We start from the raw sequence: 22,185 nt of genomic DNA, 5'->3' as shown, positions 1-22,185 counted from the left end.
TGCGGTTGGATATTCTCAATAGGCAACTCTAATAAGTTCATGCACTTATTGTCTTGCCTTTTTTGCTTTTTTTCTTGCGGTAATTTTTGGGCGGTTTAAAACCGCACCTTGCTTTGCCCCCTCATCCTAACCTTCTCCCCAATGGGGAGAGGCGATTAAAAAAACATCCCCACAAAAGCGGAGTTGGACGGATATTTGCAACAGTAGAAATTAGATGTGTCTATTGCATTTTAGAATAAATTAATCGGTTGGGCACTTTTCCCTCCGCCAAAAATGCGGCAGATGCGCTTGGTCGGGGGTTATTTCGAGGCGGGCGGCAATATCCACACGTAAACTATCCTCATCAAGATACTCCTACCTCATCATAAAGCAGATATTGAGCGCGTAGCTCCCCACAAAATAACAACGGCAATATCTCTGTCAGTAATTTCTCCTCTATACGCATCAGCTTTTATCTTACCGTCTAGGTCATTCCGCCAAAAGGCGATATGGTCGCCATCGGTTTCTTGAGCGCTAGCTTCAAGTTTTGGGTTAACGCTAAGCGCTAACCACAAGATGGAGAGTAACCAATATTTTTTTAGGCAATTGCATCACTGGACATTACAACAAACAAGGTTATGAGGCTGGCCAAATCCTACATGACCAGGCGACGCGCCTGTGCAATTTCAGAAAAACGAAACCCTTTAATCAAATAATCCAACAACTATTACCCACGAAGCAGCAGCAAAGGCAAGTATTTCAATAAAAAAATGCGGTGTGCCAAATCCACCCTCCTGTAAAACGTCAATCACCAAGTCAAATATAAAACCATCAAAAAAATTACCACCAATGCCAAAGCATAATGCAAAACAATATTGCGAGCTTTATTTTTCTGAATATCTCTTCCCACTATTCAAACATTTCCTATAAAAATATTAAGGCAAGCCGCTTCAAGCAATTAGTTGCTCCATCACATATGGCAAAATTCCGTCTTTGGCATAATAATCGCATTCTGTCGGCGTATCTACGCGCACTAACAGTTCAACCGTATCTATTTTGCCGTTAGCGCGATGAACCACTAGCTGAGCTTTTTGGCGTGGTTTAATGTCGCCGCTCACGCCTACCAAATCAAACGTCTCATCGCCACACAACCCCAAAGATTGAATAGAATCATCACCGATAAATTGGCACGGCAGCACCCCCATACCCACTAAGTTGTTACGGTGAATACGCTCGTAGCTGCGCGCAATAACCGCCCGAACTCCCAAAAGGCGCGTACCCTTTGCCGCCCAATCACGTGAAGAACCGGTACCGTACTCCTTGCCAGCAAAAATAAGCAGTGGCGTTTGCGTTTTCTGATAGCGCATCGCCGCATCATAAATAGATAATTGCTCACCGCTGGGTTGGTGTAGAGTGACACCGCCTTCGGTGCCTGGAGCCATCAGGTTACGGATGCGCACATTAGCAAAAGTTCCGCGCATCATCACTTCGTGATTGCCACGACGCGAGCCATAAGAATTATAGTCAGCTACCTTAACACCGTTTTCACGCAAATACACACCAGCCGGCGATGATGGCTTAATGGCACCGGCTGGGCTAATATGATCAGTAGTGACCGAATCACCCAGCATAGCAAGGGAACGGGCACCGTTAATTACGCCACCGACAACGCCTCTTTGCGCCAGAAACGGCGGCATTTGAATATAGGTAGAGTTATACTGCCACATATAACGGACACCATCGTGACTTGGAATTTGTTGCCACAATTCAACATCTTGTGAAAAGTCTGCACCGTAGCGCCTTTTGAAGTTTTCCGGATCCACAGCATAGCTCATGACATTGGCAATTTCTTCGCCTGATGGCCAAATATCACGCAAATACACAAGTTTGTCGTCATTGCCGGTGCCGATAGGTTCGTTTTGCAAGTCAATATCAATGCGCCCGGCCAAAGCAAACGCTACTACCAGAGGCGGGCTCATAAGAAAATTAGCGCGAATGTTTTGGTGTACACGTGCTTCAAAATTACGATTACCGGATAGCACAGCGGCACCGACAAGATTGTGCTCAACTATAGTTTTTTCATAAGCCGTATCCAGCGGACCGGAATTGCCTATACAGGTCGTACAACCGTAGCCAACTTGATGAAAACCGATTTTTTCTAGCCATGGCAACAATCCAGATTTTTCTAGATAATCGGTGACAACTCTAGAGCCCGGAGCCAATGACGTTTTAACGAGCGCAGAGGGCTTGAGTCCTCGTTGAGCGGCTTTTTTAGCGAGTAGCCCAGCAGCCAACAACACGCTAGGATTGGACGTATTGGTACAGGAAGTAATCGCCGCAATCAGCACATCGCCATCACCAATATCTACGCCGTCTTTACCGGTGTCATAACGCGCTGTCAAATCCGCTTCTTGCTTGCCGTACCCACCATCTGCCGTCGGCGCAACAAACATATTGACGAATCGTTTTTTAAGATCGCGCAACAAAATACGATCTTGCGGACGCTTGGGGCCGGCAACGCAAGGCTCTACTGTAGATAAATCTAAAGTGAGTACTTGCGAATAATCGCATTCCCCGTCAGCAGGAATACCATACATGCCTTGCGCTTGATAATAAGTGGCAACCGTTTGTAATTGCTCTTCGTCGCGACCAGTGGCGCGTAAATATTCCACAGTTTTGTCATCGGTAGCAAAAAATCCCATGGTAGCTCCATATTCGGGAGCCATATTGCCAATTGTGGCACGGTCAGGCACCGACAAAGAGCGCGCACCATCGCCAAAAAACTCCACAAACTTACCCACCACATTGGCGTGGCGCAACATTTCCGTCACCGTCAACACCATATCAGTAGCCGTCACTCCTAGTGGCAGGTTATTTTGCAAATGCACTCCCACTACATCCGGCTCCAGCATGTACACCGGCTGTCCGAGCATGGCAGCTTCTGCCTCAATGCCGCCCACTCCCCAGCCAACAACACCAATGCCGTTAATCATCGTAGTATGAGAGTCAGTGCCAACGACTGTGTCTGGATAACACAAACCATCTTTTTCCATCACGCCACGCGCCAGGTGCTCCAAATTGACCTGATGCACGATGCCGACACCTGGCGGCACCACTTTAAAGGTATCAAAGGCACCCATCCCCCATTTAAGAAACTCATAACGCTCCCGGTTACGCTCAAATTCAATTTCCATGTTGAGGCGCATAGCTTCCGATGAGCCGTAGTGGTCAACCTGAATGGAATGATCTACCACCAATTCCACTGGCACCAATGGTTCAATATTACTAGCGGGCTTGTCTTGCTGTGCTGCCGCTTCACGCATGGCGGCTAAGTCTGCCAACAACGGAACCCCCGTAAAATCTTGCAACACCACACGGCTAACGACAAAAGGTACCTCGTTATCACGCTCGCCCGTCGCTTGCCAGCCAGCCAGTGCCCGCACATGCGCCTCGGTAATACGCCGCCCATCACAATTACGCAGTATTGACTCCAACAACACCCGCAAACAAACAGGTAACCGTTGAATATTAACGTCAAGGGATTGTTGCAGTGCCGGCAAGGAATAATACATTTTTTCTTTACCGCCGGAGAGCGCAATTGTTTTTTTGCATGAAGCAAAAGGATTAGGCATAGTGGTTTCTCGCTTATTTATATGAACAAAAACAAATCAAATTTTACCACTCGCCCAATTTGCCTCATGGCTGATATCTTTATAACGTCATACTTTTTTGCTACATGATAAAATTTACTGCACTAAATAATATCGCACAAAAAATAAGGAAAAATTACTCAATGACAAATGGTCAAGACGGAGCGGTTATTTCCTCACTGCGAGGGCGCGAAATTTTGGACTCACGGGGAAATCCCACGGTAGAAGCCGAGATACACCTAACCGGCGGTGCTACTGCCATTGCTGCGGCGCCATCCGGAGCGTCAACAGGAACACGCGAAGCGGTAGAACTACGTGATGGCGACAAACGTTTAGCCGGAAAAGGCGTACGTCGCGCCGTCTCACACATTAATAATGACATTGCCGCCGCAATTATCGGTGCCGATGCCTCGCAGCAGGGAGACATTGATGCTACATTAATTTCCTTGGACGGCAGTAAAGACAAATCGCGATTAGGTGCTAATGCACTGCTAGCGGTTTCTCTGGCGACCGCTAAAGCGGCTGCAATTCACGCAGGCGTACCGTTGCACGTCCATTTAGGCGGTGGTAACACTATGCCAGTGCCAATGATGAATATTCTCAACGGCGGCGCCCATGCCGCTAATAATCTGGATATTCAAGAGTTCATGATTATGCCCCTAGGGTTTAACGACTTTGCATCTGCCCTGTTTGCCGGCACGGAAGTCTTTCACGTACTACGCCGCCTCCTACTCTCTCGTGGTGACACCACTGCCGTCGGCGACGAAGGCGGTTTTGCTCCCAATTTGCGTGGCGGCACGACAGAAGCGCTAGATTTGTTGACAGAAGCAATCACCCGTGCCGGATACACACCGGGATGCGACATTGCCATTGCTATGGACTGTGCTGCCAGCGAGTTTTATCGTGACGGCGTTTATGTTCTAAAAACAGAAAACTTTCGCGGCGACGCCGCCATGCTAGTGGAATTGCTAGCAAGGTGGGCCAACACGTATCCGATTGTCAGCATAGAAGACGCCTGCGCCGAAGACGACTGGGACGGTTGGAAAATATTAAGCGAGCGACTCGCCGACAAACTACAGTTAGTAGGAGACGATTTGTTTGTTACCAATTGCGCTTTGCTACAACGAGGCATTGACCAACAAATAGGCACTGCTCTGCTGGCTAAACCCAATCAGGCAGGCACGGTAACTGAAACGCAACAGGCGGTACGACTGGCGCAACAAGCAGGATATGGAGTAGTTTTATCGCACCGTTCCGGTGAAACGGAATTTTCCGAAATTGCCGATATGGCGGTAGCTTATGATGCCGGACAAATTAAAACCGGTGCACCGTGCCGCGGCGAACGTGTCGCCAAATATAACCGCCTACTGCGCATTGCCGACGAGTTAACCGTCACTGCGCCTTATCGTGGCGTAGCAACATTGGCACGGCAACCATGAACCAACGATTATGCTATGCGGCAGCAATTGGCTTTGTTTTATTGGGGAGCTGGCTGTGGTATTCCGCTTACTATGACCCTAATGACGGTTGGAGTCGGGTAAAAACAATGCAAGCAGAAGTTCGCACTTATGAAAACAAAAGCACCCGTATGAAAATCAGCAATCGGGAACTTGGCGTACTCGTGAATGAAACAAAAAAAAATCCGCAACGCATGGAAGAAATTGCTCGTAACCGGTTGCTGATGGTAAAACCAGGAGAAATTTTTATTGTGCCCGCAAAAGAATAAAAAATACACTACTGCCACACTGACTATCTTTTTTCTGACTTACAGAAAGTAATTACAAATGCAGCCATTTCTTGATTTGAAGGCCATTAACGAACGGCAACATAAAGAACTGTCTGCCGCGGCGTCTCGAGTTATCACTTCCGGCTGGTATGTTTTAGGCGAAGAAGTTACCGCCTTTGAGCGCGAATTTGCCAATTATTGCGGTGCACGACATTGTGTGGGCGTCGCTTCAGGGCTGGATGCGCTGACTTTAATGTTGCGCGCCACCATCTTACAAGGACGCTTGCAGCCGGGAGATGAAATCGTTGTCCCCGCTAACACCTACATTGCCACGATACTAGCAGCCAGCAGCACAGGGCTAGTACCGCGCCCTGTTGAACCGGACGCAAACACACACAATTTGTGTCCACAAAATACTATTGCAGCAATCACCTCACGAACTCGTGCCATTATCGTAGTGCATTTATATGGACTCGCCGCACCGATGGGAGCGTTGCGCACAATAGCGGACGAGCATGGCTTACTGCTATTTGAAGATGCTGCCCAAGCGCATGGAGCCAAAATTAGCGGTCAATCCTTAGGTGGGCAAAGCACTGCTGCCGCATTCAGTTTTTATCCGGGAAAAAATTTAGGTGCGCTGGGCGACGGCGGCGCCCTCATTACCGAAGATGATGAAATAGCAGACACTGTACACACGTTACGCAATTACGGTTCTACACAAAAATATAAAAATTATTATATCGGTGTTAATTCGCGGTTGGATGAATTACAGGCCGCACTACTGCGAGTTAAATTGCCGTTGCTTGATAGCGACAATGCACGGCGTCGAGCCATCGCTAGACGATATGCGATTGGCATTAACAATCCGCTGGTGCAAATACCAGAAATGCCAGCAGATGAACTATCTCATGTGTGGCATTTATTTGTTGTGCGTTGCCGTTGGCGTGGCGAATTGGCAGCGCATTTGCGCAACGCTGGAGTCGGCACTCTCGTGCATTATCCAATTCCTCCGCACCAACAACGTGCCTACGCCGACTCTCCGTTAGCGGCTTTTCAGCTACCACTTACCGAACAGTTAGCAAACGAAGTTTTGAGCCTGCCAATATCACCAGTCATGTCTGATGCGGCGACAGATGCGGTTATTACTGCTGTCAACGCGTTTCGCAGCAAATAAAATTAGGTTTTTTCGTTTTATAAATAACTGGACTACAGTCAATATTAATTAATTCAGAAAAAACTGAACTGCTTTTCCCAATTTTATAAAACTATGACACCTGCGCCAACAAGCTAGCACGAATAAAATCATCCAACGCGCCATCCAACACAGCGCGAGTATTACCAGATTCATGCCCCGTACGTAAATCTTTAATACGCGACTGGTCCAGCACATAAGAACGAATTTGCCGCCCCCATGTAATTTCGTCTTTGTTTTCCTCTATTTTATTTTTTTCGGCGTTGTTAATAGATAGTTCATGTTGATACAACCGGGCACGCAACATAGACATAGCTGAAGCGCGATTTTTGTGCTGTGAGCGATCATTCTGGCATTGCACCACAATCCCCGATGGTTGGTGTGTAATGCGTACTGCCGAATCGGTAGTGTTAACGTGTTGCCCGCCGGCACCACTGGAACGATAAGTATCCACTCGCAAATCAGCAGGATTAATATCAATTTCAATGTTTTGGTCTACCACGGGAAACACAAAGACGCTGGCAAATGAAGTATGACGCCGGTTATTGGCATCAAAAGGTGACTTGCGCACTAGCCGGTGAATACCAGTTTCCGTACGCAAATAACCGTAAGCATAGGCACCTGATATTTTTATTGAAGCGCTCTTAACACCAGCAACCTCGCCCTTGGATTCTTCCAACATCTCTACTTGAAAAGATTTCCCCTCCGCGTAATGTAAATACATCCGCAACAGCATTGCGGCCCAATCCTGAGCTTCGGTACCGCCGGAACCGGCCTGCACCGTCAAAAAACTATCACCGCTGTCATGCGCGCCATCAAACAACCTTCGTATATTTAAATCACGCACCAAATCTTGTAACGACATTACTTCCGCCGCCGTCTCAGCAAGCAAACCTTCATCGTTTTCTTCTGTAGCCAGAGTCAGAAAATCAACCGCCTCGTCGACACGACCAGACAACTCATTAACAATACGAACATCATCGGTGAGTCGCGATCGCTCGCGCTGCAAGGCAGCCATAGCCTCTTGATCACGCCACACCTCCGGCTGTTGTAATTGCGCGTCTATATCGGCGACGCGGCAAGCCTTGCCATCAACGTTAAAGAAACCCCCTGATTTCAAGCAACAGTTTCCTGCTGTTATCAAGGCTAATACGAATATCGGTGGTGTCTATCATAACGGATAAAATGAGAAAGCCCTATTGTATATCAGTGATTACCTCCACCCACATTCAATCCACGATAATTTAAAAGGATAAGGTAACAATGATGCCGTGGATAAAGTTTTTTGTGTTTATTTTCTGACTTTTTATTTCTTTATCGCCCACACTCATTTAAATCATCCTACTTATGGTGTCTGCGTTGCCGGCAGATACAGTGTGTAATTTTTTTCACTATAGCGTCCGCCACGCCAAACGGCAGTGCCGATTGACGGCAACGCAGTTGGTTGTAATACATAATCACAGCCAGTTGTGCGTAATGGGGCACCAAAATATACCAGCTGCCCCAACGTAGAAGCGTCTATCCCCTGTGCAGTAAAGCAATTGGATTGTGTTCCACTCGTCACCGCTACCGCCATGCGACGATATGATTTACCAGCGTCTACGATGTCTACCGCCAGTAAATTAAAAACGCTCCACAAAGCGGTAATTCCCGCACTCCAGTTAAGCACTGCCCGCTCGTTAGAACGATCAAAATTAGCCGCTAACCCTACCCACAACAGAGTGATACATGCAGCCACCACAACCTTCCACCAAGCTACGGCAGGAAAAGGAAAAAAAGCAATTTTTTCTCGGATACTATCGGCCAATGCTGCAGGAAAACCAGTTTGCACAATCAGCCAAATTATCCACATACCGCCTACCGCACCTAGACCAACAACACCCAAGGCAAATCGATCTAAAATGACCGCATAATTATCTGGCAGCCGACTTAGTCCACAGGCGGCAAACACCGCCAACGGTGGCAACAGTAAAAACAAATCTTCTTCTCCATCACCATACAGTCCAAAATGTACAAATCCCGCCACCGCCAAAGTCAGACAAAAAAATGGCATCGGTTCCTTAGGCAAAGTATGGCGGCGTAACCACAACACTGCCAATGCCGCCGGTAATACTGGAAATAGTGCCCATGCCGCCACACGCAACAGAGATACGGCAGAACTAAAACGCGGCGTAAAGCCAGCCAGCAACCATTCATAAAACGGTGTGGTTACGCTTAACATTGATGCGGTAGGCACCCATAACAACACCCATGGCGCAAAAAAAACTGGCACAATCGCCAATCCAATAACATGTGACGGTCGCCTCCAATTATGGTGGCACAACGTAAGTCCACTTCCGACTGCTCCTGCCACCGCCACCGTAGGAGAAGCGGCGACAAACAAAAAACCCAAAGCTAAACCCACCATCATACCTCCGACCAATGCGTGCCGCCGCAACCGCGTCATCGCCCACACCAGTACCGCCATACCAAAAAAAGCCGGTACAGCTGTGTTTAGCAAATGAGCGCGAATCATAAAACCCGCTGTACCCATAGCTAACAATGCCGCCATCCAGCCAGCACGACCACCATGACAAGTACGAGTGGCAAAACCGATACAAACAAGCCCGCCAGCCAGCATCAAGACGTTAATAAGCCGAGCACCTTCATGAATTTCCAGTAGCGGAAAAAACGCCCACCCCATAGTAGCAGCAAGCAACAGATACAACGACACAATTTCTCGTGGACTCGCCTCATCAGGCAGATTAGGTAATGCGCCGATAAACTCAGCTATGATTACGACAAAATCTATTTCTACCGGCTTCCATGGATCGCGCCCAATTAAACCAAAACCAATCCACAACAGACAGAGAATAGCGTATAGCATTGACTTACGCGATGAAATAGGGAGCGGCTCCTGTTGTCGCCCAGAAAAAAAACCGGCGGCGGGTGTTGCGCCAAAGATACTTACGGTACCGCCCATGGGTTGGGCGCGAAAAAGTTAGTTGGTTTTGGCGCCGAAGCGGCGACGAAACTGCTCCACGCGCCCAGAAGTATCAACTAGCTTTTGCTTCCCTGTGTAAAAGGGATGACAATTGGAACAAATATCTAATTGCAAATGCTCTTGGCTGCAAGTAGTACCAACTTGCAGCGTGTTGCCGCAAGAACAGGTTGCAGGGATGTAGTGATAATCGGGATGAATGTCTTTTTTCATGGCATTGCCGCTTGCGCGTCTTCAGGGAAAAAGCAAATTATACTATCATCCGCAAAAAATAGATGCTCGCTTATAATAATTGCATGGAAAAAGAACCAACAATAGCAGGATTACAAACCGCCGACATTCGTGAGCTGGCAGACGCAATGAACCGTCTGGCCGACTCCATCAATAGCATGACTACACTTGTCGCCGAAGCCAAGAGGGAAGAACCCGATTGGCAAAAATTCCCGTCCGCGTTGATAGAACTCAACAAACGTCTAACCACGCTGTGTACTCGCCTTTGAATGCAATAAACGAGTTCCTAAACAACATAAAAAACACAAAATCCCTCAGTGAATTTATCAATTATTTGCGTCTAGTTTTTTGTAAAAAAACTCTCCTCATTTGAGGCGGTTACCATCCATAAATTTTCTCAAATCAGCTGGCAAATACCGCCAATACCAGCAATCCAAAAATAATACGGTACCAGCCAAAAGGTGTGAAATTGTGACGCGAAACATAACGTAGCAATACACGAATAACCAGTAATGCCGATACAAACGACACAACAAAGCCCAACGCAATGTCACCCGCCAGTTGCCAATTTAACAAATCACGGCTTTTCCACAAGTCATAACCGCTAGCGGCAAACATAACCGGTAACGCCAAAAAGAAAGAAAATTCTGTTGCCGTTCGTCGCTCCACTCCCCACAGCATGGCACCAATAATCGTCGCTCCCGCCCGTGACACGCCCGGAAATAAAGACAAGGTTTGACACAGCCCAACAACGAGTGCATCGCGAGGACGTAACTCTTCCATTTGCATGATACGCGACGCACGCGGTCGGCGTTCCGCCCATATAATTACCACACCGCCGACAATCAGCGCCAACGCCACCGTCACCGGTGAAAACAAATAAAGTTTAATCGTGTCATACAACAGCAACCCCAGTATTGCGGCAGGCAAAAATGCCAATGTGAGGTTAACCGCCATACGCCGCGTCGCCTCACCACGCCAGTCACGTGCCATCTGTAACAAGCGGGCACGAAATTCGTAACATACAGCAACAATTGCGCCCAGTTGAATTACCACTTCAAATAGTTTTCCACCAGCAGAATTTTCACCCAACCAGTGAGCTGTAATAATCAGATGACCGGTACTAGAAACTGGCAAAAATTCGGTAACACCTTCAACGATGCCGAGAATAATAATATTAACCCAGTGGGCGGCATCCCCCATTCAAGAGCGCGGCGGGACAATCCCCGTTTGTCCTTGATATTTGCCATCACGATCTTTGTAGGAGCTTTCACACGACTCATCGGACTGCAAAAACAAAACTTGTGCTACTCCCTCATTGGCGTAAATTTTAGCTGGCAGCGGCGTCGTATTAGAAAATTCCAAAGTAACATGCCCTTCCCACTCTGGTTCAAGTGGCGTCACATTGACAATAATGCCACAGCGCGCATAAGTGGACTTACCTAGACAAATTGTCAGCACGTCGCGCGGAATACGAAAATATTCTACAGTACGCGACAGCGCAAAAGAATTGGGCGGGATAATGCAAGAATCACCGGCAACATCGACAAAAGAACTAGAGTCAAAATTTTTTGGGTCTACAATCACGCTGTTAAGATTGGTAAATACTTTAAATTCAGGTGCACAACGCACATCATAACCATAGCTGGACACACCGAAAGAAATCGCCCGTTCGCCGTTAACTTGGCGTACCTGTTCGGGAACAAAGGGCGCAATCATGCCAGCTTCTGCCATGCGGCGTATCCAACGATCCGATTTAACGCTCATCCTGTTTTCCGTTTGGGATATGGGGGGTATTGCCGCTGCGCTTGTAACAGCACCCGTTCAAAGTGCTCAGGGTCGTGCGGTGTCAGACACTGTGCATGACGTGGAAAATGCCAATCGTACAGACGCGACATCCAAAAACGCAACGCTGCTAACGCCAACGCCTCATTGAAACTCACTTTTTCTAGTGCACACAACACTCTGTTTTCTTCATATCCTGCCAACAGTGCGGAAAATTTTTCTTCATCAAATACACCAGTTTTAGGATTAGCGCACCAATCGCAAATGCACACTGCCAAATCAAAAATCAGTGAATCACAACCTCCAAAATAAAAATCTATTACGCCAACAATAGCCCCGCTTCGCCAAAGTACATTATTACGAAACAAATCGCAATGACAAGCTCCCGATGGCAATGGCAACTGTGAAAAACGAGCATCACATGCCAAAGCCTCATCCAGCAAAGCCTGTTTGTCCGAGGATAATTTATCGCGTACCAGCGGTGCAATTTTCCGCCGCCAATCTGCTCCTCGTGGATTAGTCACCGACGGGCCAAAACCGGCTGCTGCCGCATGCAATTTAGCAACTACCACGCCCATACGATGACAATCCGCTACGCTGGGATTGGCAATCCAATCTCCCTCCACAAAAGGCGTTATCAGGCAAGGCTTGTCTTCCCAACACAATCCAGCATCATCACTCGGTGTCAGCGGTGCCGGTACCGGAACACCGGCAGCTGCCAGATGGCGCACAAAAGCTGAATAATAAGCGACCAAAGTCGTATCCCACACCTCAAAAATAGTAAAGACAAAACGTTGATTACTGGTTTCCATAAAATAATTGGTGTTTTCAATACCTTCGGCGATGGGCGATAGCGTTTCAACGGACGACAAATCGAAATGCCGCCGCGCCCACACCGCTACTTCACTAATCGGTACAGAAGTAAAAACTGCCATTTGTTCCTTGTTTGTTTAACATCGTAAATTAAAATAGAGCAAGCATTGAATTATAATTTCCAAAATGACAACAACAAAATATATTTCCCGTGAAGATGCTCGCTTTATTTGGACAGATTTGGAAATGTCAGGGTTAGATCCCGACAGCGACAAAATATTAGAAGCCGCATTTATTATTACCGATGGCAATTTAAAAGTGCTCGCACAGGCTCCGGTGTGGGTGGTTCATCAATCTGAAGCAGTGCTCAACAACATGGATGCTTGGAACAAACGCACGCACACAGAATCAGGGTTGGTTTTGCGTTGCCGTCACTCCAAAAAAAATGAGGTCGTTGTTGAAAAAGAAATATTGAAATTTTTGAAAGAACATGTCAAGCCAGGACAATCACCCATGTGCGGCAACAGTATTTGTCAAGACAGACGTTTTTTGGCACGCAACATGCCCAAAGTAGAACGCTTTTTTCATTACCGCAATTTTGACGTTAGTTCTTTCAAAATCGCCGCCGGACTATTTGCTCCAAGTCTACTAGGCAGAAAAAAATCGCCGTCATTACACCATGCGTTAGATGACATTTTGGCATCAATCACTGAAATGCGGCACTATGTAGACAATTTTCTTATTTGTGACAATGCGCCTTCCTCTCGCGGTAATGCCTCTGCTCACAACGAATGAACAACGAAGAGCGCCCTTCTGGCGGTTGGTTAATGATTGTCCTTGGCTGGTCAGTTGCTCTACTGCTGTTGACAATGTTGTTTAACGGTTACCTCAACGAACGCGCCAATCCCAACCGTATCACCGTACTATCCAAACAATCCGGTGAGTTAGTATTGCATGCCAATAACTTGGGACACTATTTAGCCGAAGGCTATTTGAATGGGCTTCAAGTGACTTTTTTGTTAGATACTGGAGCAACGCAAATCGCTGTTCCTAAATCTATTGCTGCCCGCGCCGGCCTCAACCCGGGCACTATCGTAGGCGTACAGACGGCAGCCGGCCCGGCTAATGCGCACAACACTCGCATTCGCCGCATTAATGTCGGACAGTTACAGTTTTCAGATATGCGTGGCGTTATCATTCCTAGCGGCGATAACATGGTGTTACTGGGAATGAACGCACTGGGTGATTTGGATATTATCCAGCGTGATGGTGCACTTATTTTAAAAAAGCCCGAAACCGCAACGTTGTAACGTTACTTCAAAAATCGTTATTTTTCAGCGTTTGTGTCTTTAGCTTCACCTCTATTTTTTATTAAAATTTCAATAAATTAAACGCATCAACAAACAATTTTGTATGTCAAGGAAAATTATTTTTTCCAGATAATACCTGCAATGCGGCGCGCAAACGGGCGGTAGTATCCGTGCCAATATCTGTCGGCAATGCACCCAGTGCGCGTGTAATTTCTGCTTTCTTGTATCCCAAACCAGCTAGTGCTTGCTCAACATCACGAGCACCACCGGCAGGCTCACCACTTGTTGGCATCTCTAAAAGCGGGCTACCGCGAAAATCCACAATAATACGTTCAGCAGTCTTTTTTCCGATACCCGGTGCTCGTGCTAATCGGTCAGCTTCGCTATTAGCCAATGCCGACAACAATTCGTCAAGAGACAGTGCGCTCATCAAAGCCAGTGCCGTTTTAGCTCCCACACCGCTAACTTTAATTAAGCGACGAAAAATCTCACGTTCGTTTTCATTGGAAAAGCCATACAAAGTTTGTGAGTCTTCGCGCACCACCATATCAATATGTAAAAAAACCTGTTCGCCAACAGCTGGCAATTTTTCAATGGTCGTCAATGGCGCCAATGCTTCATAACCGACACCACTGCAATCAATAACCGCCGCTGTCGTTGATTTTGCAGCCAGCTTACCTCGCAAAAAAACAATCATCGCCGTGTCCGTCGCCGACGACTGCGAATTGCCGGCAGACGTGTGTTTTGTAGGCGTGCGAGCGGCATGAGCGCCAACGCACAAGCCAGCGCATCGGCAGCATCGGCAGGTGCTGGCACTGGCAATGCCAGTAGGCGCATTACCATCTCACTTACTTGCTTCTTGTTGGCTCGCCCCATGCCGGTTACTGATTTCTTAATCTGTAGGGCAGAAATTTCTGTCACTTCCAAATCGCATTCCAATAACACTCCTATAGCGACGCCACGTGCTTCCCCCAACACCATAGAACTTTTAGCATTTTTGTTAACAAACACTCGTTCAATACAAGCAATTTTTGGGCTCCATTGCTGAATTACTTCTTTTAATTCATTACGAATGTCACCCAACCGCATCACATGCGCTGCCGATGGGCTGGTGTGGATAATGCCACTGGATAAATGGCGTGAATGTCTACCATCACTGTCAATGATTCCCCAACCAGTGTTGGCGAGACCGGGATCCACGCCCAACACTAAGATACGTTTTCCTCACTAAGCGCGGCGCTGGTATACACTTGCTGAGTATCGTCCAAATCTTCTAACGCATTGAGCAAGCGGCGCATTTTAGCGCTGTCGTCGTCGTCTAATGATACTTCCATAGAAGGGCTCATAACGACTTCGGCAAACTCCGGCTTAAAGTTAGCATTACGCACGGCGTCCAACAAGGTGGGAAAATCCGTCGCCGCACAAGTAATTTCCACATCACCATTGTCATCAGTTTGCAGGTCTTCGGCACCGTTTTCTACCGCCACTTCCATCAACGCAACTTCATCCTCAACGGAAGTAAAAAGCAACTGTCCACAGCGAGTAAATAAATAACTCACTGAACCATCAGTACCCAAATTCCCCCCATTTTTATTAAAGGTAAAACGCACCTCGGACAACGAGCGATTTTTATTATCAGTGAGACAGTCCACGATAACAGCCGCGCCACCGGGACCATAACCTTCATAACGCACTTCCATATAATCCACACCTTCTAATTGTCCACTGCCGCGTTTGATAGCACGCTCCAAATTGTCGTTGGGGACATTAGCTTCGCGTGCTTTTTCCAATGCCAAACGCAACCGCGGATTGCACCCCGGGTCAGGGCCGCCCACTTTTGCAGCGATGGTAGTTTCTTTGACAAGACGAGAAAATGTTTTTCCCCGTTTAGAATCCATACGCTCTTTGCGATGCTTAATATTTGCCCATTTACTATGTCCCGCCATACCTTGCTCCTTTGTGACATTTTAACTTAATCATCGCGCCATGATTTTGATATCACTATTTATGCGTTGTGGCGGTGGCGCGTTTTGCCTTGGCAACACGGTTCATGGCTTGGGCAGCACGGGCAGCAGCGTTCACGCCAGCAAACTGGCGAGGAACGTCCAAACGCTGTTGATGACGTTCGTAACGCGTTTGCCACTGTTTGGTTTGCACATTTTTTTCTCGTGCAACAGCAACATGATGCTGTGCGGTAGCAAATGCATTTGTCAGTGAGATGTTACTCGGACACACGTCATCACAACGACGACAGAGCAGACAAGCGTCCAGCTGTCGTTTTTCCATGCGGGCGAAATCGCCGTCTCGCCAGTCGGCATATAAATGCAACGGTGATAAATTTTCTGGGCATACCGGCAAACAATCACCACAGCGAATACAAGGCAGCGGTGTATCTTGTGCAGTCTGGCAGAAATTTATTATGTTAGTCTTCGCGTGAATTACAGCGTCAGCAGGCATCGCAGCACGGGCATCCCGCCCGCCGATATGCGCCATTGCTGTACGCACATTGGCAAAAGTCGCCACATCTCTGATGGAAACACCAAAAGGAACGCGCAAATTAATTACATCACCATCAGGACGACGTACCGTTAGCACTCGCCCAAGCATCGGCTTACTGTTTGTAAGTGCATCGTCTATCGCTAATGCGGTGCCAATGTTAAAACACATAATACCGTGATCAGCGAGTGTTTCATGAGATGGAATAACTGTGTCCAGCAAATGACGCACAAGCAATCGTTCATTTCCCAGCGCATATCCTGTAGGAATGCGGCAAATATTAACTCCCTCCACTGGAGAAATGTCAGGCGCATCGTGGCGCAGTGCGATAATAGCAGCGGGCACACTCAACGCGTAAGCAATGCGGGCAACAGTGACAGCCAGCGTTTGCCGGTGGACAGCAAGCAACGCTCGGTCACAGCAGATGTGGGTATCACTTTCCACCGCGTTAATAATAAGCTGTTTGATTTGCGGACGATATTTACGCCACGCTGGAAAGGCACCACCTCCAAGCCCGACAACGCCAGCCTTTTTTAATGTCACTTGAATGTCTGGAGACAAAACAACGACAGCCGGCGGCAACTTCCTCACGTTTTCTGTTGTTAGCGGCAGACACAACGCGGTTTCATGAATCGGCGACGCCAGCCGACGAATAACCGGCACGCCGACAATCCCAGTGACCGGCGACAACACATCGGCACCAGCATCACTTACGGCTATTGTCTGGCCGGCACATACAACATCGCCAATTTCAATTTCCAACCGCGGGCGGTTCGTCGGCAATGGCACCGCCAACAGCGGCGGCAGCGGCAATTCTAAAATATTATCAGCGTTATTGATGGTATTCAATATTAATTATGCAATCACTCGCATAGCAGGATGAAAACCGCCGACACCTAATTCCACAACATAATCATCTTTTTTAGATTCTAACAAGGTTATTTTTTGTCTCGCCTCCCACTCTTTTAACTTAGTAGGATACTCTTCTTTTTCATAAACCAGTTCATTAACAGTAAACACGATAATACCACCGGGCTTGACTATGCGAAAAAATTCCGCAAGCCCTGCCGGACCAATGTGACCGATAGTAAACACACCAACACTGAGACTGCCGTCGTAAGTATTATCGGCAATATCCAACCTCGCCAGTAAATTTGCCGACCATAACCGCCGACAAGCGCCTTTTTCATTGGCTTGTGTCAGTATCTCCGTTGGTAAATCAATACCGTCCAACGTGTAATCACCGTGTTGCCACAGAGCTTGACCGGACAGTCCCGCTCCGCAACCAGTGTCAATAATGTCACCACCCTTAATCTCACGTTCCAGCATCGCCGCCACCCGTTCGGGAGCAACATAGCTGTAGGTAACCATGTCATCATCATACGTCTGCGCCCAATTGTCATAATGCAGCCGATTTTCTTGTGGCGTGACCAGTTCGTAAGCGCCTTTAAAAAATCCGGTTCGTTTTTTTGCCATCCTTTTATCTTTTGTTTTTTATGTGTAATGAATTTTTACGGGCATGGATTACAATGTTTTTCGCACAGTTCATTCAACTCTTTCATCCATACATCATCTAAAGTTAAGTCCGCGGCGGCAATATTACTTTTGAGTTGAGCCAATGTAGTAGCGCCGATAATAGAGCTAGTGACAAATGGTTGCTGGATAGTAAAAGCGATAGCCATTTGAGCAGCGTCAACGTTATGGCGCCGAGCCAGCGCAACGAGATCTTCGGTAGCAGCAATACCGACGTCGCTGATATAGCGGTTGTAATTCGTGAAAAGTGTCAGACGCGCGCCTGAAGGACGCTGGCTATCCAAATACTTGCCGCTCAGCACACCAAATGCCAGTGGAGAATATGGTAACAAACCGCATTGCTCGCGTGCTGATATTTCAGCCATACCAATTTCATAGGTGCGATTAAGCAAGTTGTAGGGGTTTTGCACTGACACAACCCGCGGCAGCCCCGCTTCGCGTGCCAAACGCAAACATTCAGCCACGCCCCATGGTGTTTCGTTGGACAACCCTATGTAACGCACCTTACCTGCTTGTACGGCAGCTTGCAAAGCGGATAGTGTTTCCTTTAATGGCGTCATTAGCTCTTCATCATTATGACGATAATTTAGTGTGCCAAAGTAGTTAGTGTTGCGGTCGGGCCAGTGTAGTTGGTACAAATCCACATAATCAGTTTGTAAACGTCGGAGTGAATCATCCAAAGCGTTCTTAATGTTTTTGGCATCCAACCGTGTCTGACCGCCGCGTATCCACTGCATCGGCGGCGGCATGTTGGGCTGAGGCGCACCAAACGGTCCCGCAACTTTGGTAGCGATGACAACATCATCACGCTTTTTGCGCTTAGCCAGCCAATTGCCTATATAAGTCTCACTAAGTCCATATGTTTCTTCGCGCATAGGCACAGCGTATATTTCAGCGGTGTCAATAAAATTCACGCCATTATCCAACGCATAATCCAACTGCACATGAGCCTCGGCTTCAGTATTTTGCTCACCATAAGTCATGGTGCCCAAACAAATGACACTAACGCGCGTGTTGGTATTTCCCAAATTACGATATTGCATAGCGGCGTCTTTCTTTTAAATAAATTAAATATTCTCGCTGATTATAATCACATGCACAGCAACGGGACCGTGTGCGCCGATAGTAAGGGTTTGTTCTATATCCGCCGTGCGAGAAGGACCGCAAAACAGGGCGATTGTGTGCGGTGGGGCAGCGGCCAGTGGTGCGAGCACATCGGCTGTCGTCGGCACAATAACCGCTTCATTCACAATAGCAATGTGATACGGTGGCAGTAAACTAACGGTGAGTTCGTGCGGGGTGTTGCCGGTGACAAGCATGGCGCCACTATCGGCGGCGGCGGCTTTAACACCGCTCACACCACAAGTATCTTCACTAACTGGCGCACGGTATTGTGCGTCAATTCCCGCCACCTTCCAGTCAATATTTATCCAATCATCTGTGCAAACAATGGTCGGCGGCAATTGCCTAGCACGCAAATAATCGGCCACTACTGTTGGCAATGTTTTTTTTTGTGCTCGCGACACAATTGCAGCATTGTCTTCGGCGGCGGCAATAAATTGCGAAATTAATGATTCCCTATCCGGTGCGGCGACGACAGCGACTTCCAACACTGGAGTAATAACGACATCAACGACAGATGCTAGCTCTGCCAACACCGCATCGCGATCATCTTTGAATTGCGCCGTCATGTCACCACATGTTGTGGTTTTCCGGCATGAAAGCATTCCAGATTTTCCGCTAGTTGTTGGTGAAATGTACGCAGTGCCTCTGTGCTCGCCCAGCCAACGTGAGGCGTGATAAGCAACCGTGGATGATGACAGCTTAGTAATGGTTCATTTGACGGCGGTTCTTGACTCAACACGTCAATACCAGCACCACCTAATTGACCGCTGTTTAAAGCGTCCACCAGTGCTTGCGATTCAACCAACGCCCCTCGAGCGGTATTAATTAACAACGCCGTAGGTTTCATCAGGGCCAATTCTTTTGCGCCAATCAAACCATGCGTCTGTGGTGTGAGCGGACAATGCAGTGACACCACATCGCTTTCGGCAAGTAATTCCGGCAGCAATAGACGTTGCAAGCCGTCTTTTTTTTCGCGTTGGTTGGCATTACTATTACGATATGCATACACTATCCGCATGCCCACACTTTCAGCAAGTTCCGCTGTTGCTCGCCCCAGTGTGCCTGCCCCAACAATACCCAATTGCATATTTTTTACGGAAAAAATAGCACCCATGTTAGGTGAGAATACATTGCTGGCTACCCATTCTCCAGCCATTGTGCGGCAATGATGCTCGGTAACGCCACGAGCAAGAGAGAAAATCAATGCCAGTACATGTTCTGCCACGCTACGAGTAGCATAATTGCGAACATTACAAACCATCACGCGACGAGCTCGACAAGCATCTAAATCCACAATATCTACACCGGTAGCGGCAACAGCGATAAGCTCTAATTGTCCGGCGGCGGCAATGACATCAGCGCTTATTTTTACTTTGTTGGTAATGAGAATATGTGCATCTTTCGTTCGAGCAACAGCTTCTTCCTCCGTACGAGTGAGTTCGTAAGATGTCCAACAATGGGAAAAAGTCGGACGTAACAAATCGCCGCGCATGGTAGCAGCATCTAATACAACAATATTTTTCATAATCCTAAGTCCTTGCGCATGGCCCTGAAAGTTTTTCCTGTTGGCGCAGCTAAGTCGCGACCGTTAAACCAATTGCTACTCAACGGCAGGCGGCGAAGCCAACCACTACTGCCGCCAGCAATCGCCAACAAGCGACACAACACGACAGCGGCCAGCGCGTACAATCGTGGGCGACGAGCACAAAACGCCCATAATTTGATAAAAAAGCGTTCTTTAAATGGTCGTAAAGTTTTGTCCACTTGCCGAGCACGCAAACGCCGCATGAGATCGGGAAGCGGTATTTTGACTGGACAAACAACTGCGCAAGCCGAACACATGGTCGCAGCATGTGGCAAATCCAGAGTATTTTCCAAGCCCGCAAGCGAGGGCGTGAGCACCTGTCCCATGGGTCCCATATAAACCGAGCCATAGGCATGACCGCCGATAGTGTGATAAACCGGACAGTGATTCATGCAAGCTCCACAACGAATGCAACGCAGCATGTCACGGCAGTCGCTTCGGCGCAATGCACTGCGGCCGTTATCTAGCAAAATAATGTAGGCATTCTTGGCGTCTCTTCCCTCTCGTTGGCAACCGGTAGTAATACTGACATAGTTAGTCAAATGCTGACCAGTAGCAGAGCGAGTAAGCAAATTAAGCATGGCTGGCAAATCATTCCAACGTGGGATAATTTTATCAATACCAGCAAGCGTAACACGCACTCGCGGTAATGTCGTCACCATTCGGCCATTGCCTTCGTTGGTGACGATAAGCGCCGAGCCGGTGTCGGCAATGAGAAAATTAGCACCACTAATTCCCATATCGGCAGTGATAAATTTTTTGCGTAAATGAACGCGAGCCGCACGAGTAAGCGCGTCAATATCATCACCATCACAGGGGATTTTGCCATCAAAAATTGCCGCTACTTCGTCGCGCCGCTTATGCATGACCGGTGCAATAATGTGTGACGGCGTGTCATTGTCTAATTGGATAATAAATTCACCCAAATCGGTTTCCACAGCTTCCACACCGGCTTCTTGTAAAGCGGTATTTAATTGCACCTCTTCTGACGCCATACTTTTGGATTTCGTTGCTATTTTAACTTCATGCCGTTTGGCAATAGCAGTAATAAGTCGTTGAGCACCAGCGATGTCTTTGGCCCACAATACGACAGCTCCGGCAGCTTCGGCATTTTGTTCAAACTGTTGTAGCAACTGTGGCATGTCACGAATGCTTTCATTGCGAATGTGTCGCCCTTGCTCGCGCAAGGATTCAAAATCGCCTTGAACATTATAGGCAGCAACACTAGCGGCACGATGACTAGTAAATTTATCGCGCACAGAAGCCAAATTAGATCGCAAGTTGTCGTCTTTTAGTGCTTTCTTGATATGACGATGAAATTGAATGGGCGTGTCGTGCATAACTAATCGTTAACTAAAGCTTCAGCCCAATGTAATGCGCGAGTATTGCTGCCTTCGCGCGCTAAGCGTCCGCCAATGTGTAAGATACAACCCAAATCACCCATAATCACGGTATCAACACCGACAGTTGCAATGTGGCGGCACTTGCGTTCAGCCATAGCGGTGGAAATTCCGTCAAATTTAGTTGCGAATGCACCGCCAAAACCGCAGCATTCTTCACAATCAGACATTTCTACGAGTTCCACACCGGCACGGCGCAAAAAATCACGTGGCACGGTTTTAATCCCCATTTCGCGCAAACCAGCACAACAATCGTGATAGGTGGCCTTGAGTGGCGTGGTGCGCAGTTCTGGCACAAACCCAATTTCATGCAAAAAATTGCTCAGCTCCACGCATTTTTCTCCAAAAGCACGCATTTTTTCATTATTTTCGGAAAACAT

The 22,185-nt window shown here is 47.7% G+C and carries 24 protein-coding genes; 6 read left to right on the top strand and 18 right to left on the bottom strand.

What is annotated here, in order from left to right; genetic code table 11:
- Positions 1-362: 362 nt before the first annotated feature.
- Both NQX30_07100 and acnA read right to left on the bottom strand, forming a co-directional pair.
- Positions 363-554, bottom strand: coding sequence for a hypothetical protein (locus NQX30_07100; GenBank protein ID MDM5148128.1), 192 nt, complete (start codon positions 552-554; stop codon positions 363-365).
- 375 nt (positions 555-929) lie between these two features.
- Complete coding sequence (acnA, locus tag NQX30_07095; protein MDM5148127.1) at positions 930-3,611, bottom strand: aconitate hydratase AcnA; 2,682 nt, start codon at positions 3,609-3,611, stop codon at positions 930-932.
- Positions 3,612-3,772: 161 nt separating this feature from the next.
- Here acnA and eno point away from each other — a divergent pair, with 161 nt between their 5' ends.
- The 3 genes from eno to NQX30_07080 are packed head-to-tail and all read left to right on the top strand — an operon-like array spanning position 3,773 to position 6,529.
- Positions 3,773-5,068 carry a phosphopyruvate hydratase gene (gene eno, locus NQX30_07090; GenBank protein MDM5148126.1) on the top strand — a complete coding sequence of 432 codons (1,296 nt, stop codon included), beginning with the start codon at positions 3,773-3,775 and terminating at the stop codon, positions 5,066-5,068.
- On the top strand, positions 5,065-5,355 hold the full coding sequence (locus tag NQX30_07085) for a septum formation initiator family protein (protein MDM5148125.1): 291 nt from the start codon (positions 5,065-5,067) through the stop codon (positions 5,353-5,355). The genes eno and NQX30_07085 overlap by 4 nt, the downstream gene beginning before the upstream one ends.
- A gap of 58 nt (positions 5,356-5,413) precedes the next feature.
- On the top strand, positions 5,414-6,529 hold the full coding sequence (locus NQX30_07080) for a DegT/DnrJ/EryC1/StrS family aminotransferase (GenBank protein MDM5148124.1): 1,116 nt from the start codon (positions 5,414-5,416) through the stop codon (positions 6,527-6,529).
- Positions 6,530-6,620: 91 nt separating this feature from the next.
- Here NQX30_07080 and prfB read toward each other — a convergent pair.
- From prfB to rpmE, 3 genes are all read right to left on the bottom strand, one after another.
- Positions 6,621-7,722, bottom strand: a protein-coding gene (gene prfB / locus NQX30_07075) for a peptide chain release factor 2 (protein ID MDM5148123.1) whose coding sequence is annotated in 2 segments (ribosomal slippage) — positions 6,621-7,646 and positions 7,648-7,722 — 1,101 coding nt in all. Because the reading frame shifts where the segments join, the coding sequence is not laid out codon by codon here.
- A gap of 170 nt (positions 7,723-7,892) precedes the next feature.
- Entirely contained in the window at positions 7,893-9,509 is a 1,617-nt protein-coding gene (locus tag NQX30_07070; protein ID MDM5148122.1) for a hypothetical protein, read from the bottom strand.
- Positions 9,510-9,527: 18 nt separating this feature from the next.
- Positions 9,528-9,740 carry a 50S ribosomal protein L31 gene (gene rpmE / locus NQX30_07065; GenBank protein MDM5148121.1) on the bottom strand — a complete coding sequence of 71 codons (213 nt, stop codon included), beginning with the start codon at positions 9,738-9,740 and terminating at the stop codon, positions 9,528-9,530.
- An 83-nt stretch (positions 9,741-9,823) separates the two neighbouring features.
- Here rpmE and NQX30_07060 point away from each other — a divergent pair, with 83 nt between their 5' ends.
- Positions 9,824-10,027, top strand: a complete 204-nt coding sequence (locus NQX30_07060) for a hypothetical protein (protein MDM5148120.1) — start codon at positions 9,824-9,826, stop codon at positions 10,025-10,027.
- 133 nt (positions 10,028-10,160) lie between these two features.
- Here the strand turns inward: NQX30_07060 and NQX30_07055 are convergent, their stop codons facing one another.
- Genes NQX30_07055 through NQX30_07045 form a run of 3 tightly spaced genes read right to left on the bottom strand, consistent with a single transcriptional unit; the run spans position 10,161 to position 12,478 of the window.
- Complete coding sequence (locus tag NQX30_07055) at positions 10,161-10,961, bottom strand: undecaprenyl-diphosphate phosphatase (GenBank protein ID MDM5148119.1); 801 nt, start codon at positions 10,959-10,961, stop codon at positions 10,161-10,163.
- Entirely contained in the window at positions 10,962-11,525 is a 564-nt protein-coding gene (dcd, locus tag NQX30_07050; protein MDM5148118.1) for a dCTP deaminase, read from the bottom strand.
- Complete coding sequence (locus NQX30_07045; protein MDM5148117.1) at positions 11,522-12,478, bottom strand: homoserine kinase; 957 nt, start codon at positions 12,476-12,478, stop codon at positions 11,522-11,524. Before NQX30_07045 ends, dcd begins: the two co-directional genes overlap by 4 nt.
- A 64-nt stretch (positions 12,479-12,542) precedes the next feature.
- On the opposite strand from NQX30_07045, the gene orn reads away from it, so the two are divergent.
- Complete coding sequence (gene orn / locus NQX30_07040) at positions 12,543-13,151, top strand: oligoribonuclease (protein MDM5148116.1); 609 nt, start codon at positions 12,543-12,545, stop codon at positions 13,149-13,151.
- Positions 13,148-13,666, top strand: coding sequence for a TIGR02281 family clan AA aspartic protease (locus NQX30_07035; GenBank protein ID MDM5148115.1), 519 nt, complete (start codon positions 13,148-13,150; stop codon positions 13,664-13,666). Before orn ends, NQX30_07035 begins: the two co-directional genes overlap by 4 nt.
- A gap of 106 nt (positions 13,667-13,772) precedes the next feature.
- Here NQX30_07035 and ruvA read toward each other — a convergent pair whose 3' ends face one another.
- From ruvA to NQX30_06985, 10 genes are all read right to left on the bottom strand, one after another.
- A complete protein-coding gene (ruvA, locus tag NQX30_07030) occupies positions 13,773-14,363 on the bottom strand; it encodes a Holliday junction branch migration protein RuvA (GenBank protein MDM5148114.1) in 591 nt (196 codons plus the stop codon).
- Positions 14,360-14,866: a crossover junction endodeoxyribonuclease RuvC gene (ruvC, locus tag NQX30_07025; protein MDM5148113.1), complete on the bottom strand. Its 507-nt coding sequence runs from the start codon at positions 14,864-14,866 to the stop codon at positions 14,360-14,362. Before ruvC ends, ruvA begins: the two co-directional genes overlap by 4 nt.
- 8 nt (positions 14,867-14,874) lie before the next feature.
- Complete coding sequence (locus NQX30_07020) at positions 14,875-15,612, bottom strand: YebC/PmpR family DNA-binding transcriptional regulator (protein MDM5148112.1); 738 nt, start codon at positions 15,610-15,612, stop codon at positions 14,875-14,877.
- Positions 15,613-15,667: 55 nt separating this feature from the next.
- Positions 15,668-17,011, bottom strand: coding sequence for a 4Fe-4S dicluster domain-containing protein (locus NQX30_07015; GenBank protein ID MDM5148111.1), 1,344 nt, complete (start codon positions 17,009-17,011; stop codon positions 15,668-15,670).
- Between the two features lie 6 nt (positions 17,012-17,017).
- Positions 17,018-17,638 carry a methyltransferase domain-containing protein gene (locus NQX30_07010; protein MDM5148110.1) on the bottom strand — a complete coding sequence of 207 codons (621 nt, stop codon included), beginning with the start codon at positions 17,636-17,638 and terminating at the stop codon, positions 17,018-17,020.
- A gap of 35 nt (positions 17,639-17,673) precedes the next feature.
- Complete coding sequence (locus NQX30_07005; protein ID MDM5148109.1) at positions 17,674-18,738, bottom strand: NADP(H)-dependent aldo-keto reductase; 1,065 nt, start codon at positions 18,736-18,738, stop codon at positions 17,674-17,676.
- Between the two features lie 24 nt (positions 18,739-18,762).
- On the bottom strand, positions 18,763-19,386 hold the full coding sequence (locus NQX30_07000) for an LUD domain-containing protein (protein ID MDM5148108.1): 624 nt from the start codon (positions 19,384-19,386) through the stop codon (positions 18,763-18,765).
- Positions 19,383-20,345, bottom strand: coding sequence for a glycerate dehydrogenase (locus NQX30_06995; GenBank protein ID MDM5148107.1), 963 nt, complete (start codon positions 20,343-20,345; stop codon positions 19,383-19,385). The genes NQX30_07000 and NQX30_06995 overlap by 4 nt, the downstream gene beginning before the upstream one ends.
- Complete coding sequence (locus tag NQX30_06990) at positions 20,342-21,745, bottom strand: lactate utilization protein (protein ID MDM5148106.1); 1,404 nt, start codon at positions 21,743-21,745, stop codon at positions 20,342-20,344. Before NQX30_06990 ends, NQX30_06995 begins: the two co-directional genes overlap by 4 nt.
- Before the next feature lie 2 nt (positions 21,746-21,747).
- The coding region (locus tag NQX30_06985; GenBank protein MDM5148105.1) for a (Fe-S)-binding protein at positions 21,748-22,185 on the bottom strand (438 nt) is incomplete at its 5' end.

The sequence above is a fragment of the Candidatus Persebacteraceae bacterium Df01 genome, assembly GCA_030386295.1.
Lineage (GTDB): Bacteria > Pseudomonadota > Gammaproteobacteria > Tethybacterales > Persebacteraceae > Doriopsillibacter > Doriopsillibacter californiensis.
This window is presented reverse-complemented; position numbering and strand designations above follow the sequence as displayed.